The sequence below is a fragment of the Parabacteroides caeci genome, from assembly GCF_023656795.1.
GTDB lineage: Bacteria > Bacteroidota > Bacteroidia > Bacteroidales > Tannerellaceae > Parabacteroides > Parabacteroides segnis.
Map to the genome: position 1 here is coordinate 18,811 of NZ_JAMOKT010000001.1, position 19,048 is coordinate 37,858.

Genomic DNA, 19,048 nt, shown 5'->3' on the forward strand with positions numbered 1-19,048 from the left:
CAGTTCTGCGGGATAGTTGCAGTAAATCTGTCAACTGTTACTTGTCAACTGTCAATTAATAAAAGAAGTATATGTCAGACAGTATTGTTATTATTCCGACCTACAACGAGAAAGAGAATATTGAGAATATTATCCGTGCGGTATTTGGGTTGGAAAAGGAGTTTCATATTTTGATTATAGATGATGGCTCGCCTGATGGAACAGCGGATATTGTAAAGCGATTACAGAGTGAATTTCCTGAACGTCTTTTCATGGTAGAAAGGAAAGGCAAGTTAGGGTTGGGAACTGCCTACATTTGCGGTTTCAAATGGGCGATCGAACATAAGTACGACTTTGTCTTCGAAATGGATGCCGATTTCAGTCATAATCCGAATGATCTTCCGAAGTTATATGCCGCCTGCACGGAGCAGGGGGGAGATGTGGCTATCGGTTCGCGTTACAGCAATGGCGTGAATGTGGTGAACTGGCCGCTGGGACGTGTATTGATGTCATATTACGCATCTGTCTATGTCCGTTTCGTTACCGGGATGAAAGTACAGGATACGACTGCCGGTTTCAAATGCTACCGTCGCGAGGTGCTTGAGGCGATCGATCTCGATCATATTCATTTCAAGGGATATGCTTTCCAGATAGAGATGAAGTTTACGGCGTATAAATGTGGTTTCAAACTGGTGGAAGTGCCTATTATCTTTATTAACCGCGTATTGGGAACATCCAAGATGAACTCTTCCATATTCGGGGAAGCGTTGTTCGGCGTGCTTAAACTGAAGTGGTGGAGTTTGTTCCGCAAGTATCCGCAGAAGAAATAAAGGGGATAGTTGGTGTTATCCGCTTCTTATTTATCAGGACATTAAAGGTAGTTTTATTTATAGGGCATGTAATTCCGGTTACATGCCTGTTTTTTTGTTGCCTGCCTGATCGCAATCTCTACCGCATAAACAAAGCAATCTCCCGGGTGTATTGAATTAGGTCACTGGTAATAGAAGACGGATTCGTTACAATTTTTTTTCGCCATTATTATACTTGTCAGGATTAATTATGGTAAATTTGTTGCTTTCAGTACTAAATTCAATATCATGAAGCTTCTTACAAACACATTCTTGTTAGCCGCATTCTTGTTTTTACCCGTGCGTGTGTTCTCGCAAACACGGCAGGACGAACTGGAGCAGATCCGTCAGAACTATATCGGGACCTTGATCAGTTCCAATGATGAATCGGATTTACTCAACCGTATATTGTCCGGTATCCCGCCTGAGACGGAAATGTCTGACCAGGTCGTTGTGGAACTGCATCAACGGTATCCTTTCAATATGGAGAAGATCAAAGGATATATGGAGAGTATAAGTGAAGACGGTTCCTGGCCGGATATCAACTATACAGATACCAAACGCTCCGGATGGGATGCCAAGAAGCATGCCGACCGTATACTGGAGTTGGCAAAACTCTATCATGCCGAAGGGCCTTCGTGTACCTGGTCGCCCCGCTTCTCTACGGTTATTCATCAGGCGCTCGGTTATTGGTTCCGCACGAAACCTGTTTGCATGAACTGGTGGTATAACGAGATCGGTATCCCGAAAACGTTCGGGCCGGCTTTCCTGCTGCTCCGTATGCAGATGACACCCGACGAACTCAAAGAAGCTGTGAAAGTAATGGATAACGCCCGTTTCGGCATGACGGGGCAGAATAAAGTCTGGCTGGCAGGAAACGTACTTGTCAAAGGCTTGCTGACAGACGATTATGCCTTGGTAAAGGCTGCCCGCGATACAATCATCTCTGAAATAACCACCGGGCGTGAGGAAGGTATTAAAAGCGACTGGAGCTTCCACCAGCACGGGCCGCAACAGCAGTTCGGCAACTACGGGCTGGCTTATCTCGGTGAGATGAGTTTCTATTCGGGATTGTTTGCTGGAACTTCCTTTGCTTTGAATGCCGAACAGCAATCTATCCTGAATAATTTATTAACGGAAGGCTATCGCTGGATTATCTGGCGTGGCTATATGGATGTGAATGCCCTCGACCGGCAATTGTTTCATAATGCCCCTATTCATAAAGCGTTGGCGATAGGATATGCCGCCAGCTCACTGAAGAAGGGCAGCACACCGGCCGATGTGCAGAAGATGGATGATTTTCTGAATGACAATTTCCCTCCCCAACCTGCGCAGAGGACAGCCTTTTCCGGACAGAAACATTTCTGGGATTCAGACCAGACTATCCATCGCGCACCGGGGTGGATGGCCTCTGTCAAGATGGCTTCCAAGCGGGTGATCGGTACTGAGTTAGTAAATGAAGATAACCTGAAAGGCTTTTATATGGGTGACGGCGCTACTTATATATACCGTAACGGCGATGAATATCTGAATGTGTTCCCGTTCTGGGACTGGCGCAAGGTCCCGGGTATTACTTCGTATGAAAGCGATGCGCCTATCCCTTCTCCCCGTACTTACGGGGCGCATGTCCGTAATGAAACGACTTTTGTCGGTGGTGTAACGGATGGCAGTACAGGTATGACCGCTATGATCCTGAACCGTGACGGAGCACATGCCTGCAAGTCGTGGGTTATCACGGACGATTTTGTGTTATGCCTCGGGGCAGGAATTCAGACCGACAGTACGCTGAACCTGGCGACATCGATTGACCAGCGTATGAAACAGGGGGAACTGGCTTATTGGGAAAATAACTGTTGGAATCCTGTCAACGGAACCGTTACGATTACCGGGAAGGCTCCGCGTTTCTATCATGACAGTACCGGTTATATCCTGATGCAACCAGAAAACTGTGTGGCGATCTCAGAAAAACGTTCCGGCCGCTGGTCCGACTTTATGGGTTCATATATACCGCAAACGGTGGAAGGAGAGGTGATCTCTTTATATATCCGCCATCCGAAAGAGGTTCCCGCCACTTACCAATACCTGATACTGCCGGCCTCTTCGGCAGACCGTACAGCCACTTTCCGGACGGATGGTATCCGGGTGCTTCGCAATGACGAGGCCATGCAGGCCGTAGCAGCCGGCAACCGTTTCTATGTCACTGCATATCAGAAGGGAACCATCCGCCTGTCGGATGATATAACACTGGCGGTACAGACACCGGGTATCTATATGCTTTCTCCGGGAAACGGGAAACTCCGTATAGAGGCAAGCGATCCGACACATACACAAACGTCCTTGTCTTTAACGATCAATGACTACGATTTGAAGATAATGGTTCTTGCCAACCAGGCTTCCGGCCAGTCTGTTTCCGTTACCCCGGTTATCAGCGCGCCGTTGGTAAAGTCGATTTCCGTCGCCAGTTCGATTTCGACTGGAACTTTAAAGGGCTGAAACTGGGAACACATACCGGCAAAGACACCTATATCGTGGAAGGCTCCATCCCCTTGAAGAGCCTGGAAGAAATGGGCGTGATCTCACCGGACGGCGAGATACGTTTCGGTGTATACCGTGCCGATTATTACGGGCCGCAAGAGGAACAGGTGATCTGGTCGTCCTGGATCATCCCCGATGCCGCCAATCCGGACTTCCATATACCGTCTTCTTTAGGAGTATTGAAATTGAGGTAAGGGATGGTTCGGAATTTATCAGAATTGAGAAGTATATTGTCATTATTATAAGTAATAGAGGAGAATATAAACAGTATTTTTGCTTGCATATAAGATCAATGTAATTGCTTAATTCATGTATTATGGCGAAAATAACACACTTATTCTCTTTATGTATTCTTGTTTGTTTAGGTCTTTTGTCATGTAATAAGACAGAGACGTCTGCAAATCATCCATCCTTTGCCAGTATCGAGCAAGGCTTCCGTTCAATACCCGATAGTGTACAGACTGGTGTTTATTGGTACTGGATTTCTGATAATATATCGAAAGAAGGGGTGGTACGTGACCTGGAAGCCATGAAAGTGGCTGGTATTAATCGTGCGTTTATCGGGAATATCGGTATCGATGGCATCCCTTACGGCGATAATAAACTGCTGAGTTCCGAATGGTGGGAAGTGCTGCATGCCGCTTTGAAGAAAGCCACGGAACTGAATATAGAAATCGGAATATTCAACAGTCCGGGATGGAGCCAGTCCGGCGGTCCGTGGGTGAAAAGTTCACAGGCTATGCGTTATCTGGCCTCTTCAGATACGATTGTCGCCGGACCGGGACGTATGCAACTGACGCTGCCTTCCGTTGGAAAAGATGAACAGGACGTCTGCGTTATTGCCTATCCGGCATCTGATAAACCGGTGGCGGAAAAAAGCTGGGCGATAAATAAGAAGTCAGGGCAATCGTCCTCTTCCGTTCTGGTCTTTGATAAGGAAGCAACTGTCCGCACACTGATTTACCGGGTAAATACACCTTTTAAAACGACCGCCAAGCTGTGGGTGAAAAAAGGAGGAAAAGAAGAATTGCTGAGACAATTCGTGATCGACCGTAGTAACCCGGCACTGAATGTAGGCTTTGTCCCTTATGCGCCGGTCGTTATTTCCCTTCCGGAGACTTCCGCTTCACAGTTCCGCCTGGAAATGTCTGAAGAAGGAGAGGCTGCCGGAAATGTAACTCTTACATCTTCTCCCATGATGGAACGCTACCCGGAGAAATCGCTGGCTAAGATGTTCCAGACCCCGCTCCCTATGTGGGATGACTATCTCTGGGAAAAACAGCCTGCCGTTAGTGATACCTCTTTGATGGTTTCGCCGGATGCGATAAAGAACGTGACTGAATTTTCAAAGAACGGTGTGTTGGATTGGGAAGTGCCCGAAGGTAAGTGGGTGATCCGCCGGATGGCGATGTTGCCGACAGGTGTAACCAACTCGCCGGCTGCTCCTGAAGCTACAGGACCTGAGATCGATAAAATGAGCAAGAAACATGTCGCTTTCCATTTTGATGCCTTTATCGGTGATATACTGAAACGCATTCCGGAGGCAGACCGTAAAACATTTAAGGTTGTTGTCCAGGATAGCTATGAAACCGGAGGACAGAACTGGACCGACGATATGATCAGCGTATTTAAGGAACGTTACGGATATGATCCCGTTCCGTATCTTCCGGTTCTGGAAGGTACAGTGGTCGGCAATCCTGATATTTCAGATCGCTTCCTGTGGGATTTGCGCCGTTTGATAGCCGACCGTGTTTCTTACGATTATGTAGGTGGCTTGCGTGATGTTTGTCATCAACACGGATTGACAACTTGGCTGGAAAATTACGGTCATTGGGGATTCCCCGGCGAGTTCCTGCAATATGGCGGCCAGTCCGATGAGATAGCCGGCGAGTTTTGGAGCGAAGGTTCCCTGGGGGATATCGAGAACAGGGCGGCTTCTTCCTGCGGGCATATTTATGGCAAGAGACGTGTCTGGGCCGAGTCGTTTACAAGCGGTGGACCTGCTTTCGGCCGCTATCCGTATCAGATGAAGCAGCGTGGGGACCGTTTCTTTACCGAAGGGATAAACAGTTCTTTACTGCATGTATATATCCACCAGCCGTTTGAAGACCGCGAACCGGGGCTGGATGCCTGGTTCGGTAATGAATTTAACCGGAAGAATACCTGGTTCAGCCAGATGGATGTCTTTACCGGCTATCTGAAAAGATGTAACTTCATGTTGCAACGCGGCGATTATGTGGCAGATGTGGCTTACTTTATCGGTGAGGATGCTCCGAAGATGACCGGTATCTGTACGCCTGAACTTCCTGCCGGCTATTCCTTCGATTATATTAATGGGGAAGTTTTGTTGCAGCGGGCATCGGTGGAAGACGGCCGGATTGTTTTACCTAGCGGAATGAAATATCGTTTGCTGGTATTACCCCAACTGGAAACTATGCGTCCGGAAATTTTGCAGAAGATAAAGGAACTGTTACAGGCTGGTGCCTGTGTGATAGGGCCTGCTCCGAAATATTCTCCGAGTCTGAGTGATTATCCGGCTGCCGATCAGAAAGTGCAGGCTCTAGCTTCCGAGCTTTGGGGCGACCAGACAGAATCTGTACGGACAATAGGTAAAGGCCGTCTGTTTATGCCGGCGACTTCCCTGCAACCGGTATTGGAAGCCTTGAACGTAAAACCGGATATGCGTGTTAATTCCGGTACGCCTGTTTTGTTTATCCACCGTGCTACGGATGAAGGTGATATTTATTTTATATCGAATCAAAGTGAAAACCCGGTTGATATAAATCCGTCTTTCCGTGTAGCCGGAAAATTACCGGAACTGTGGAATCCGCTGACAGCAGAGATACGCCTTTTGCCGGAGTTCACTTGTGCCGACGGAGTAACCACCGTACCGGTTCGTCTCGAAGGCTTTGAAAGTTCCTTTATTATCTTCCGTAAAAAAGGCACGCCGTCGAAAACAACCGCCCGGAATTATCCGGTTAAAGAGGTTTTGGCAACCGTTAGCTCTCCCTGGCAGGTCGATTTTGAAAAAGGGAAAAGAGGACCGGAAGAAGCTGTAACCTTCCCGGCATTGCAGGACTGGACAGAAAATACAGACCCGTCCATCCGCTATTTCTCAGGAAAAGCAATCTATACCAACCGGATCACCTTGGATGAACTGCCTCAGAAAGCGCTTTATCTGGATCTGGGCAAGGTGATGGTAATGGCAAAAGTAAAGATCAACGGACAGTATGTTGGCGGCGTATGGACAACCCCTTACCGCCTGCCGGTTGGAGACTTCCTACGTAAAGGGGAGAACCTGATCGAAGTGGAAGTCGTGAATAACTGGAGGAACCGCCTGATCGGTGACGCTTCGTTACCTGAGAAGGAACGCGGCACCTGGACAAACGTGAATCCCTGGAATGCAGATTCGCCTCTGCAATCGTCCGGTTTGATCGGACCGGTGGAAATACAGGCCTATTCTTACGAATAACCGCTCCTGCCTGCGTTGTTTTTGAATAGAATCATGTACATTTGTAACAAATAAAATACAAGGTATATGAATAAGATTCTGATAAAAAACGCTCGCATAGTGAATGAAGGCTGTATGTTTAAAGGCTCGGTCCTTATTGATGGAGATAAAATAGCAGAGGTGTTCGAGGAAGTTGTTCCCGAAACCGCCTCCAATGTACAAGTTATTGATGCTGAAGGAAAGCTCCTGTTACCGGGAGCAATCGACGATCAGGTACATTTCCGTGAACCGGGCCTGACACATAAAGGAGACATCGCTAGTGAAAGCCGTGCGGCCGTTGCTGGCGGTGTCACCTCTTTTATGGATATGCCGAATACCAAGCCTCAGACTACCACAATAGCCGATCTGGAATGGAAGTTGCAGCGCGGAGCGGAAACATCTGTCGCCAACTACTCTTTTTTCTTCGGCGGAACGAATGATAATATGGACGAGATCCGTAAGCTGGATCGTAGCCGTGTGCCGGGCTTGAAGCTGTTCCTCGGTTCTTCTACAGGCAACATGCTGGTGGATAAGAAGGAGAGCCTGGAGCGTATCTTCGGTGAAGCGGATATGCTGATCGCCATCCATGCGGAAAAGGAAGAAGTGATCAAACGTAATATCGCTTATTATACAGGGTTGTACGGTGAAGATCTCGACATCTCTTTCCATAGCAAGATCAGAAGCGAGGAAGCATGTTATGCCTCTTCATCAGAAGCTGTCGAACTGGCTACCCGCCTGAATTCACGTTTGCATATCCTGCATTTGTCTACTGCCAAAGAACTGACATTGCTGAGTAATGAGATTCCTTTGAGCGAGAAGAAGATTACCGGCGAGGTGTGTGTGCATCACCTTTGGTTCCATGACGGCGATTACGCTAAGTTCGGTAACCGAATCAAATGGAATCCGTCTATCAAGACGTTGGAAGACCGCATCGCTTTGCGCAATGCCGTTAATGATAATACGATAGATATCGTAGCGACCGACCATGCTCCGCATTTGTTATCGGAGAAAGAGGGCAGTTGTTTGAAAGCGGCTTCGGGCGGTCCGTTGATTCAGCATTCGCTGGTTGCCATGCTGGAGATGGTGGCAGAAGGTTGCTTCACGTATGAAAAAGTGGTGGAAAAGATGGCGCATATGCCGGCAGACCTGTTCCATATCGACCGGCGCGGTTATATCCGTCCGGGTTATTATGCCGACCTGGTCCTTGTCGATCCGGAGAAGAGCTGGACGGTGACTCCCGAAAATATAATATATAAATGCGGATGGGCACCTTTTGAAGGGACTACCTTCCATCATAGTGTCAGCCAGACTTTTGTCAACGGACAGTTGGTGTATGACAATGGCGTCATAAACGACGAAGTCCGGGGGATGGAAGTGAAATACAACTAAAATACAAACCAGTATGTATAATGTATCCCTTCTCGCTTTTACCAACTAGCCTGCCGCACTTTGGTAGTCTCGCTTCCAAGGCGTAGTAGTGTGGCTTCCAATCCGTGGAAGAGACGCTACCACGCCGTGGTAATCAGGTAAGGATAAAATCGTAGAGGTCGCGATACTCGTCGAAGCGCAACTCGTCTGTATAGCCGTGCCGGCGGAAGAGGTTGATGATCCATTCCTGTTGCTCAGGTGTGAGAAGGCGTTCGCCATTGTGGTAGCGGTAGTAGGTGGTGTTTCCACCTAAATACGTCTTGATACGGTCGCGCAGAGGCGTATCGTCTTTCTTCTTCACCTCGGCAAAGAGGGCACGGAAACCGTAGGCGGCGTGGATAATACGTGTCTGCTTATAGCATACGCAGGTGACGCCTTGACGGGCCGTGGGATAGACGGCAGGCCCTGTCACCCAGCCTTCGGGGAGGTACTTCCCTGCGAGAAAACGGGCGCAACTGTCCGCCTTCGGGCAGTCGCTTTGGAAGCAACGGCAGTAGGAGGGAGGAATTTGTTCGGGGGTCAATAGGATGTTTGTCTCCATTGTATTCATATTATTCGTTTCCTGTTTCAGTGAGTAAATTGCTTCTTGGTGTTTTCTGTCCAATCGTCAACAACCGTATTAATGTGCTCTTTCCCTGAACTCGGAGGGCGTAACGCCCTCTTTCTTTTTAAAGAAGGTCGAGAACTGGCCGGCATTTTCAAACTTCAGGCTGTAAGCAATCTCCGATATGTTCAGGTTACTTCCTGTCAGGAGTTCTTTTGCCCTCAATAGTTTTTGTTGTAACTGGTATTGAGCGGGAGACACGCCGGTATATTCTTTGAACATACGGCGGAACCAGGAGTATCCCAGTCCCAGTTGCGAGGCGATCTCTTCCGGCGACACGGGGTTTTCTACCTGCTCTTTCATCAGAATACGGGCCTCGTTGATTTTGTCTACTACATATGTATTAGTAAAAGCGCCATTCTTTTTCTTATAATAAACAGTACCCATTATATGAAGGACGATACTGGATATCATCTGCTGGTATCCGGATTTTTCCTGCATGGCAAACTTTAATATATCTTCATATAATCCTACAATAGTAGCACTTAAACCGATTCTATGAAGCGGCTCTTCTTTCGTGAAGAAACGTTTTTCCACTCGTTTGTCGATATGTATTCCACGGAAACCTACCCAATATTCATCCCATCCGGTCTCTTTGTCCGGATAGTAACTGTGCCATTCTCCCGGAAAAAGCAGGATCATGGTGCCGGCTTCTATCTTTTGCTGTTTGCAGGATTGGGAAGAGAAGTAGCCGCTTCCTTTCGTTATATAGACAAGCTGGTATTCCTTCAGGATACGTCCTGTCTGCGGTTTGAAGTTATAACTGTCCGGATGACCGGATAACGGATATTGACTTTGGGGTGGAATGAATTGGTATCCGATCGTGGTGACCGTAATCCCCCAGTCTTCATCAGACGCTCCGATAGTCAGGTAGCGTATTTGATTATTTGCGTGTTTATTCATGTCAGAATTGAAAGGTTTAAAATCATTTTCGTAAGCAAAGATAGTAAATAACCTTTTACTTTTGCTTCTGTAAAACAAATAACTTTGTTGCAGGCATGAAGAAACATAACTTTTTAGCATTTGACATAGGAGCCACAAGCGGGAGAGCCGTTTTGGTGTCATTAATGAATGGCAAATTTGAAATGCGGGAACTTCACCGCTTCCCTAATAACCTGTTGGAATTGCACGGGAAATATTATTGGAACATATATAATCTGTATGAGGAACTGAAGAAAAGTCTTTCCCTTTGTGCCCGGGAAGATATCCCGGTCGATTCGATCGGGATCGATACCTGGGGAGTCGATTTCGGTTATCTGGCTTCGGATGGTTCTTTACTGGGGTTGCCCAGGGCTTACCGCGATCCGTATACGGAAGGTGCATTGGAGGAATATTTCCGCCTGGTGCCGCGTGAGGAAGTCTACCGGCTGACTGGTATCCAGTTTATGAACTTTAATAGCCTCTTTCAGTTGTTCCGTGCCCGGAAGGAGGATTTTGCACCTTTGAGAAATGCTGAAGAAATACTTTTCATTCCTGACTTATTGTCTTATCTGTTAACGGGCAAGAAGGTGTGTGAATATACGGATGCTTCCACATCCCAGTTGCTTAATCCTGTTACGAAACAATTTGAACCATCCTTGCTGGAGGCGGCAGGAGTTTCGCCGTCTATCGTGCGGCAGGTGGTGATGCCGGGAACGCTTGTCGGGGAACTGACGGATGCCCTGGCGGAGGAAACCGGCATTGGCAAGATACCCGTTATTGCTGTAGCGGGGCATGATACGGCTTCTGCCGTAGCAGCTGTTCCGGCCAGGGATGAGCATTTTGCTTACCTGAGTAGCGGGACCTGGAGCCTGATGGGGATTGAAACGGAACAACCGATCATAACGGAAGAATCCTATAAGAATAACTTTACAAACGAAGGCGGTATCGAGGGAACAACCCGCTTCCTGAAAAATATTACCGGCATGTGGTTATTGGAACAATGCCGGAAAGAGTGGGAGAAGGCCGGGCGTGCTTATGCTTATTCTGAAATCGTGGAGCTGGCCGGGCAGGCTGCTCCCTTTGTACGTTTCGTCGATCCGGACGATCCCCGTTTTGCTAATCCGGCGTGTATGACAAAGGCTATTGCCGGTTATTGCGAGGAGACAGGGCAGCCTGTTCCTGAAACGGATGCTGATTTTATCCGTTGCATTTTCGAGAGTCTTGCGCTCCGTTATAATGAGGTGATCCGGATGTTGAAGGGAATGGCACCTTTCCGGATCGATCGGTTGCATGTGATCGGCGGAGGTTCGAAAAATAACCTGCTGAATCAGTTTACGGCGAATGCGATCGGCATGCCGGTGATTGCCGGCCCGTCGGAAGCAACGGCGATCGGGAACAGTATGGTACAGGCACGGTCTGCCGGTATCGTCTCCACCCGTTGGGAAATGCGGCAGTTGATAGCAGATTCTATTCAGACCGAAACATTCCTGCCGCAGGATGAGACTGTTTGGAAAGATGTTTACGACCGGTATTTACAGGTTGTAAAACGGTAATAATTAAGAAAAAATAAAGACCAGTGTAGTAGCAGGCATGTCAACATACATGTAATGGTCGGATGGGGTTAGGTTACCCGGATGGCGGGGCCTACACCCACGACCTCCTGCATTTTTAGTCCGGTTGGGTATAATTCAGAATATATATAATAACAAATTAAAAAGCATACCATGAATACTGAAAAGAAAGTAAAAGAAGCATTTGATCTGGCAGCCGAACGTTTTGCTGCTGTAAACGTTGATGTAAACAGTGCACTTGAGAAATTGCAGAAAATCAGTCTTTCACTCCATTGCTGGCAGGCAGATGACGTGACGGGATTCGAGAATCCGGACGGCTCGCTTTCGGGCGGCATACAGGTGACCGGCAATTATCCGGGCAAAGCGCGTAATATAGATGAAGTTCGCGCCGATATCCTGACGGCAAACTCTTTTATCCCGGGAACTCACCGCTTGAACCTGCATGAAATCTATGGCGATTTCGGAGGAAAGAAAGTGGACCGTGATGAAGTGGAACCTGCCCATTTCCAAAGTTGGATGGAGTGGGGGAAAGAGAACAATATGAAACTCGATTTCAACTCCACATCTTTCTCGCATCCTAAAAGCGGAAACCTGACATTGGCTAATCCGGATGATTCGATCCGTAACTTCTGGATCGAACATACGAAACGCTGCCGTGCGATCAGTGAAGCGATGGGTGTTTACCAGAACGATCCCTGTATGATGAATCTCTGGATACATGATGGTTCCAAGGAAGTACCGGCAAGCCGCATCAAATACCGCCAGCTGCTGAAAGATTCGCTGGACGAAATCTTTGCAACGGAGTATAAGAACATGAAAGATTGCATCGAAGCTAAATTGTTCGGTATCGGACTGGAAAGCTATACGGTCGGTTCTTACGATTTTTATTTGGGATATGGGGCTAAGAATAACAAAATCGTAACGCTGGATACCGGACATTTCCATCTGACGGAAAGCATTGCCGATAAGATCTCTTCCATGCTGTTGTTCACTCCTGAAATCATGCTTCACGTGAGCCGTCCGATCCGTTGGGACAGTGACCATGTGGTTGTATTGAGCGATGACCTGCTGGACCTTTCCCGTGAGATCATCCGTTGCAATGCATTGGATCGTGTACATATCGGACTGGATTATTTTGATGCTACGATCAACCGCATAGGAGCTTATGTGATCGGTTGCCGTGCCACACTGAAAGCATTCCTGCAAGCCTTGCTTGAACCGTCTGCTACTTTGCAGCAATATGAATCGGAAGATAAACTGTTCCAGCGCCTGGCATTGCAGGAAGAATTGAAAAGCCTTCCGTGGACTGCCGTATGGGATATGTACTGTTTGAAAAATAATGTTCCTGTTGGGGAAGATTACATTGCAGAAATAGAAAAATATGAAGCGGAAGTAACAAGCAAGCGCAAATGAATATACTGATAGGCTTACTGATTATCGCCATCGGCAGTCTGGGGCAAAGCAGTTCCTACGTGCCGATCAATAAGGTGAAAAACTGGAGTTGGGAGAGCTTCTGGCTGATCCAGGGTATTTTTGCCTGGCTCGTTTTCCCTTATCTGGGCGCACAACTCGCTATACCGGAAGGAAATAGCCTGACTGAACTCTGGAGTGCCGGTGGAAGTATCGGCGCTGTAATCTACGGAATGCTGTGGGGCGTGGGAGGTCTGACATTCGGTCTTAGCATGCGTTATCTGGGAATAGCCCTGGGGCAGAGTATCGCTCTTGGTACCTGTGCCGGATTCGGTACGCTTTTTCCGGCAGTATTCGGGGGGACGGATTTGTTTCATGGCGACGGACTGATCCTTCTACTGGGGGTTTGCGTAACGTTGGCTGGTATCGCAGTGATCGGTTATGCCGGTAGTCTGCGTGCCCGCAACATGACGGACGAGGAAAAGAAAGCGGCTGTGAAAGACTTTGCCCTGACGAAAGGTTTGCTGGTTGCATTGTTGGCGGGTGTGATGAGTGCCTGTTTTAATCTGGGCCTTGAATCCGGAACTCCGATACTGGAAAAAGCGAAGGCCTCCGGTGCAAGCGATTTATTTGCCTTAAATCCGGTGATCTTGTTGGTAACAATGGGTGGCTTCCTGACGAATGCAGTCTATTGTATCTTCCAGAATATAAAAAATAAAACAGGGAAAGATTATTTCTCCGTTCCGGGTAAGATATTATTGAATAATGTTTTATTTTGTGCGCTGGCAGGAGTACTTTGGTATTCACAGTTCTTCGGCTTGGGCATGGGAAAGAGTTATTTTTCTGACTCTCCGGTAATGCTTGCCTTTTCGTGGAGTATCCTGATGTCGCTGAATGTCATATTCAGTAATGTTTGGGGAATCATATTGAATGAATGGAAAGGTGTTAGCAGAAAAACGATTATCGTATTAATTACCGGTATGGGAATACTGATATTCTCATTGCTGTTACCGAGTTTATAGATGACTTTTCGGGAATACCCGAAGCAATTAATATAGAAAAAAAATGACAACAATTGGAAACAACAGCCTTTTGATGGCTGAAATTGGCCGTATCGCTGAGGTGGCAGGCTATCTCTGGACAAAAGGATGGGCCGAAAGAAATGGAGGAAATATATCTGTTAATCTGACCGGTTTATTGACACCGGAAGAAATGGCATTGCCGGCACTTGCTCCTGCTATTCAGTTGCAGGAAGCAATGACCGCCCTTGGAGGACATGTATTTTATGTGACCGGGACAGGCAAACGGATGCGGTATGTCGCACAGGACCCGTTCGCAAATGGTTCGCTGATCCGGATAGCACCGGACGGAAAAAGCTATGAGATCATTGCCGAACAACCTGTCGCCCCGACATCCGAACTGCCGTCTCACCTGATGATGCACAATTATCTCCGTTCCTTGGGACGTGATAACAAGGTCGTTTTGCATACGCATCCGACAGAACTGATCGGTATGACGCATTGTAAACCATTCCTCGATTCGCAGGTAATCACCCGGACGTTATGGGGCATGATCCCCGAATGCCGTATCATCGTACCGAAAGGCGTCGGTATTGTCCCTTATGAAATACCGGGAACGATCGAACTGGCACATGCTACGATCAAACAACTGGAAAAACATGATGTTGTATTTTGGGAAAAACATGGAATTCTGGCAGTCGGCGAAGATCTGATCGAATGTTTTGACGCAATCGACACCTTGGCAAAATCTGCTCAAATCTATCTGAGTGCCCGCATGGCCGGCTATGAACCGGCAGGAATGACCGACCAACAGTTGGATGATCTGGTTCCTGCTTTTGGGTTGTAGTTCCTGTAGCGTGTGAGAGGTTCAGAATTAGAAAGTTTTGAGCTATCTGCTAATTATAGGATGAGCCAGTTAGTGACGGTGTCTTTAGGCTGTAGGCCTGTAACAAATTAGCCCAGGGTTAGAACCCTGGGTTCCCTTGAATCCTTTTCTTTTTGAGGCACCCTGTAGGGGTGCAACAAGGTAGAAAGGGTTGATATTTATCTTGTACCGCCCCTACCGACGATGCAACAATCAAACCTGATAAAAACTAAACCTGTCCATAGAAGCAAATTGATTCATTATTGATAATACCATGAAAAAGATACTTATACTTCTTACTCTTTTATGTTCCCTGCCGGTACTGGCCCAGCAACGCGACAGCCGGGTACGCGAATATCTTTCCCCGACGCGTATTGTCTGGCAACAACATAGCGAATTGATAAAAAATGGCGATAAACTGCTCCTGCCGGGTAACGGACAGGCAGAATTAACAGATCGTGCCCTTTGCAAGATGACCAGTACGTCAGAAGAGCATCCGGCCCTTTTGTTTGATTTCGGGAAAGAACTTCAGGGAGGCATTCAGATTGTGACCGGTGCTTTTTCCAATAAAAGCCCTATAAAGATGCGTGTCCGTTTCGGAGAATCTGTCAGTGAAGCCATGTGTGAAATTGAAGGGAAGAACGGGGCCAGTAATGACCATGCAATACGTGATTTTGTTGTCACATTGCCCTGGTTGGGTGTGTTGGAAGTCGGTAATTCCGGTTTCCGTTTTGCCCGTATAGACCTGATGAGCGATTCTACGGAAGTTTCCTTGAAAGAAATCCGTGCTATTTCTACATTCCGTGATATTCCGTACAAAGGTTCTTTCCGGAGTAGCGACGAACGGCTGAATAAAATCTGGCAGACTGGTGCATATACGGTTCATTTGAATATGCAGGAATATCTCTGGGACGGTATTAAGCGTGATCGTTTGGTTTGGTTGGGTGATATGCATCCGGAAGTGATGACCGTAAATACTGTTTTCGGTTATAACGAAGTCGTTCCAAAGAGCCTTGACCTGATCCGTGATGTAACGCCTCTTCCCGCTTGGATGAATGGTATCAGTGCCTATTCGATCTGGTGGTTGCTGATCCAGCGTGACTGGTATTATCATCATGGAGATGTGGCTTACCTGAAAGAACAGCAAACTTATATGAGCGACCTTCTGCGTCTTCTGATTTCTAAAGTGGATGCAGACGGACGTGAGAAACTGGATGGATGGCGTTTCATGGACTGGCCGTCAAGTGAGAATCAGGTGGCGATCGATGCCGGTCTGCAATCGCTGGTTCTGATGGCCATGAGGGCAGGCGATGAATTATGTACAACACTTGGTGACGATGTGCTGGCATCCCAATGTCGTGAAACGGCGAAGAAAATGGAAAAGGCGGCTCCGAAGGTGATCAAGCCTTTGTTGAAATCAAAAATAGCACCGGATGCTCCGGGCTCAAAACAGGGTGCGGCTTTATTGGCCCTGGCTGGTTTGATGAAACCGGAAGAGGCAAACAGTAAATATCTGTCAGTAGGCGGGGCACGTGGATTCTCTACTTTCTACGGATATTATATGTTGCGTGCAATGGCTGCTGCCGGAAATTATCAGGGAGCGATCGATGTGATCCGCCAGTATTGGGGAGCGATGATCGACCTGGGTGCTACTACGTTCTGGGAAGATTTCAATATGGACTGGCTTCCGAATGCGGCACGTATCGACGAACTTGTGCCTGAAGGGAAAAAGGATATTCACGGTGATTATGGTGATTATTGCTATAAAGGTTTCCGTCATAGTTTGTGTCATGGCTGGGCTTCCGGTCCGACATCATGGCTGAGTGAATACGTCTTGGGTGTTCAGGTGGTGGAGCCGGGATGCCGTGCAGTCCGTATCACCCCGCATCTGGGCGATTTAAAATGGGTGGAAGGTACTTTCCCGACTCCGCAGGGTGTAATAACGATCCGTCACGAGAAAGGAGCGGACGGTAAGGTGAAAAGCGAAGTAAAGGCTCCGGACGGTGTGAAAGTATATCTGGAGAATTAAATAAAATTGATAACCTGTAAAAGCGATCGTATTATGAAAAAGTATCTCTTACTGTGTGTATGCGCCGGATTTTTGGCTTCGGCAGAAGCTAAAACGAAAACGGACTGGAAAGCAAACTGGATAAATACGGAACAATGCCAGAGTGCGAGCAATACCTGGCTGGCCTATCGTAAAACGGTAACTTTGGCTGAAGTTCCCCGGACACTGACCGCACATATTGCAGCCGACAGTAAATATTGGTTATGGATTAACGGCCGGATGGTGGTGTTTGAAGGAGGCTTGAAACGTGGTCCTTCTCCTTATGATACTTATTACGATTCGGTAGAGATTGCTCCTTACCTTACGTCGGGGGAAAATACGATCGCTGTTCTGGTATGGCATTTTGGCAAGAACGGATTCAGCCATGTGAACAGTGGACTGGCAGCCTTGCTGTTTGAGGCGATTGCTCCCGGCATAGAGATTGTATCCGATAAAAGCTGGAGTTGTAGGGTATATGATGCTTATCAGAATACCGGTGCTCCTTATCCGAACTATCGCTTGTCGGAAAGCAATATCCGTTTTGATGCCCGCAGAACATTGGAAGGATGGAACCAGCCTGGTTATAAGAATACGTTTCCCGGTGCCGAGATCGCTTCAGTGGTCGGTAAAGCGCCTTTGGGAAACCTGGTTGAACGTCCTATTCCGCTCTTTAAGGATTTCGGTTTAAAGGAGTATCCGGGTGTCCGCCGGTCGGAGAGAGGAGATACCCTGTTCTGCCGTTTACCTTACAACTGCCAGTTTACACCCTATCTGAAAGTGGAGTCGGCGGAAGGTGCGACAATTCATATGCAGACGGATAATTATCGGGGTGGAGGACCGGAAAATGTCCGTGCCGAATATGTTACCCGCAACGGCATACAGGAGTATGAAAGTTACGGCTGGATGAGCGGTCATGAGATGTGGTATATTCTTCCCGAAGGAGTAAAAGTACTGGAAGTTAAGTATCGTGAAACCGGCTATGATACAGAGTTTGCCGGATCGTTTCAATGTAACGATCCTTTCCTGAACGAACTTTGGAAACGTTCTGCGAGAACATTATATATAACGATGCGTGACAATTATATGGATTGTCCCGAACGCGAACGTGCTCAATGGTGGGGAGATGAGGTGAACGAGTTGGGAGAGGCTTTCTATGCACTTTCTCCTTCTTCTCATAAGCTGGCCGTTAAAGGTATTTATGAACTGATGAACTGGCAGCGTGCCGACGGCTCATTGTTTGCTCCTGTTCCTGCCGGTAACTGGTCGAAGGAGTTGCCTTTGCAGATGCTGGCTTCGGTGGGTTGGTATGGTTTCTATACACAGTATTATTATAGCGGAGACAGTACATTTATTCCGGTTATTTATGACCGTCTGCATCGTTATCTGCATGAAACATGGCAGGTCGATAAGAGTGGCTTGCCCATCGAACGCAGTGGCGAATGGAGTTGGGGTGACTGGGGCGAACAGATCGATATGGGGGTATTGACGAATTGCTGGTATTATCTGGCACTGAAAGCAGAAAAGGAATTTGCACTTCAACTGGGTAAGAAAGCAGATGCGGAAGAGATCACCCGTATGATGTATAGTATTGAGAAATGTTTTAATACAAAATTCTGGACCGGCACTGCATATCGTTCTCCTGGTTATCATGGCAAGGATGACGACCGTTCGCAGGCTATGGCCGTTTTATCCGGTCTGGCGGCAAAAGACAAGTATCCGGCTATACTGAAGGTCTTGAAAAAAGAATATCATGCCAGTCCTTATATGGAAAAGTATGTATTGGAAGCACTTTTTCAGATGAATGCCCCGGAGGTTGCCTTGCAGAGGATGCGTGACCGGTATGCCGGTATGTTAAGCTATAAGGATTATACCACCTTATTTGAGGGTTGGGGAGTCGGCGCTGAAGGTTTCGGAGGAGGTACGATCAACCATGCCTGGAGCGGAGGGCCGCTGACGTTGCTGAGCCAGAAAGTGTGTGGAATTGAACCGACATCTCCCGGTTTCCGTACATTCCGCATAAAACCTCAGATGGGGGCTTTGACGGAAGCTTCGGCATCAGTACCTACCCATTACGGGGATATAAAAGTGAAATTACGCAAGTCAGGACGTACTATATTAATGGAAATACAAGTTCCGGAACAGACGAGTGCAGAGGTTGTTTCTCCGAAAGGAAAGATACAGCAGATAGGCTCCGGAACATATAATTTAAAGTGCCCCTTTTAATCGGGGCACTTTTTGTATTAATTCTGACGAATATATTTAAGGTTTATATGTTGTTTAATAATCTCACATTATCTACTTTTGCGGCGGAGAATAAATGGTTATTAATCA

General features: G+C 47.4%; 13 protein-coding genes. 11 read left to right on the top strand and 2 right to left on the bottom strand.

Annotated features, from left to right (window positions below; all coding sequences use genetic code 11):
- Positions 1–71: 71 nt before the first annotated feature.
- The 5 genes from NBH15_RS00080 (at position 72) to NBH15_RS00100 (ending at position 8,241) form a co-directional block, all read left to right on the top strand.
- Positions 72–809 carry a polyprenol monophosphomannose synthase gene (locus NBH15_RS00080; protein WP_007656150.1) on the top strand — a complete coding sequence of 246 codons (738 nt, stop codon included), beginning with the start codon at positions 72–74 and terminating at the stop codon, positions 807–809.
- A gap of 267 nt (positions 810–1,076) precedes the next feature.
- Positions 1,077–3,320: a polysaccharide lyase family 8 super-sandwich domain-containing protein gene (locus NBH15_RS00085; protein ID WP_250821701.1), complete on the top strand. Its 2,244-nt coding sequence runs from the start codon at positions 1,077–1,079 to the stop codon at positions 3,318–3,320.
- Positions 3,321–3,355: 35 nt separating this feature from the next.
- Positions 3,356–3,556, top strand: a complete 201-nt coding sequence (locus tag NBH15_RS00090; protein ID WP_233567077.1) for a hypothetical protein — start codon at positions 3,356–3,358, stop codon at positions 3,554–3,556.
- Positions 3,557–3,678: 122 nt separating this feature from the next.
- Positions 3,679–6,834, top strand: a complete 3,156-nt coding sequence (locus NBH15_RS00095; RefSeq protein ID WP_250821702.1) for a glycosyl hydrolase — start codon at positions 3,679–3,681, stop codon at positions 6,832–6,834.
- A gap of 66 nt (positions 6,835–6,900) precedes the next feature.
- Positions 6,901–8,241: a dihydroorotase gene (locus tag NBH15_RS00100; protein ID WP_250821703.1), complete on the top strand. Its 1,341-nt coding sequence runs from the start codon at positions 6,901–6,903 to the stop codon at positions 8,239–8,241.
- Positions 8,242–8,374: 133 nt separating this feature from the next.
- On the opposite strand, the gene NBH15_RS00105 is transcribed toward NBH15_RS00100, so the two are convergent.
- Entirely contained in the window at positions 8,375–8,884 is a 510-nt protein-coding gene (locus NBH15_RS00105; protein ID WP_309296724.1) for a DUF6078 family protein, read from the bottom strand.
- Between the two features lie 15 nt (positions 8,885–8,899).
- Positions 8,900–9,787, bottom strand: coding sequence for an AraC family transcriptional regulator (locus tag NBH15_RS00110; protein WP_007656161.1), 888 nt, complete (start codon positions 9,785–9,787; stop codon positions 8,900–8,902).
- 95 nt (positions 9,788–9,882) lie between these two features.
- On the opposite strand from NBH15_RS00110, the gene NBH15_RS00115 reads away from it, so the two are divergent.
- From NBH15_RS00115 to NBH15_RS00140, 6 genes are all read left to right on the top strand, one after another.
- The gene (locus NBH15_RS00115) at positions 9,883–11,358 is read left to right on the top strand and encodes a rhamnulokinase (protein WP_250821704.1); all 1,476 of its coding nucleotides are present in this window, start codon (positions 9,883–9,885) and stop codon (positions 11,356–11,358) included.
- 171 nt (positions 11,359–11,529) lie between these two features.
- Complete coding sequence (locus NBH15_RS00120) at positions 11,530–12,789, top strand: L-rhamnose isomerase (protein WP_046147273.1); 1,260 nt, start codon at positions 11,530–11,532, stop codon at positions 12,787–12,789.
- Positions 12,786–13,808 carry an L-rhamnose/proton symporter RhaT gene (rhaT, locus tag NBH15_RS00125; protein WP_244051000.1) on the top strand — a complete coding sequence of 341 codons (1,023 nt, stop codon included), beginning with the start codon at positions 12,786–12,788 and terminating at the stop codon, positions 13,806–13,808. Before NBH15_RS00120 ends, rhaT begins: the two co-directional genes overlap by 4 nt.
- Positions 13,809–13,851: 43 nt before the next feature.
- Positions 13,852–14,652: a rhamnulose-1-phosphate aldolase gene (gene rhaD / locus NBH15_RS00130; RefSeq protein WP_046147271.1), complete on the top strand. Its 801-nt coding sequence runs from the start codon at positions 13,852–13,854 to the stop codon at positions 14,650–14,652.
- Between the two features lie 292 nt (positions 14,653–14,944).
- Positions 14,945–16,699 (top strand): alpha-L-rhamnosidase-related protein, encoded by a 1,755-nt coding sequence (locus NBH15_RS00135; RefSeq protein WP_128133896.1) that lies wholly within the window; start codon positions 14,945–14,947, stop codon positions 16,697–16,699.
- 33 nt (positions 16,700–16,732) lie between these two features.
- Positions 16,733–18,940 carry an alpha-L-rhamnosidase-related protein gene (locus NBH15_RS00140; protein WP_250821705.1) on the top strand — a complete coding sequence of 736 codons (2,208 nt, stop codon included), beginning with the start codon at positions 16,733–16,735 and terminating at the stop codon, positions 18,938–18,940.
- Positions 18,941–19,048: the final 108 nt, after the last annotated feature.

Coding starts and splice junctions, on each gene's coding strand:
- NBH15_RS00080 (WP_007656150.1), top strand. CDS start 72: ATGTCAGACAGTATTGTTATTATTCCGACCTACAACGAGAAAGAGAAT.
- NBH15_RS00085 (WP_250821701.1), top strand. CDS start 1,077: ATGAAGCTTCTTACAAACACATTCTTGTTAGCCGCATTCTTGTTTTTA.
- NBH15_RS00095 (WP_250821702.1), top strand. CDS start 3,679: ATGGCGAAAATAACACACTTATTCTCTTTATGTATTCTTGTTTGTTTA.
- NBH15_RS00100 (WP_250821703.1), top strand. CDS start 6,901: ATGAATAAGATTCTGATAAAAAACGCTCGCATAGTGAATGAAGGCTGT.
- NBH15_RS00110 (WP_007656161.1), bottom strand. CDS start 9,787: ATGAATAAACACGCAAATAATCAAATACGCTACCTGACTATCGGAGCG.
- NBH15_RS00115 (WP_250821704.1), top strand. CDS start 9,883: ATGAAGAAACATAACTTTTTAGCATTTGACATAGGAGCCACAAGCGGG.
- NBH15_RS00120 (WP_046147273.1), top strand. CDS start 11,530: ATGAATACTGAAAAGAAAGTAAAAGAAGCATTTGATCTGGCAGCCGAA.
- rhaT (WP_244051000.1), top strand. CDS start 12,786: ATGAATATACTGATAGGCTTACTGATTATCGCCATCGGCAGTCTGGGG.
- rhaD (WP_046147271.1), top strand. CDS start 13,852: ATGACAACAATTGGAAACAACAGCCTTTTGATGGCTGAAATTGGCCGT.
- NBH15_RS00135 (WP_128133896.1), top strand. CDS start 14,945: ATGAAAAAGATACTTATACTTCTTACTCTTTTATGTTCCCTGCCGGTA.
- NBH15_RS00140 (WP_250821705.1), top strand. CDS start 16,733: ATGAAAAAGTATCTCTTACTGTGTGTATGCGCCGGATTTTTGGCTTCG.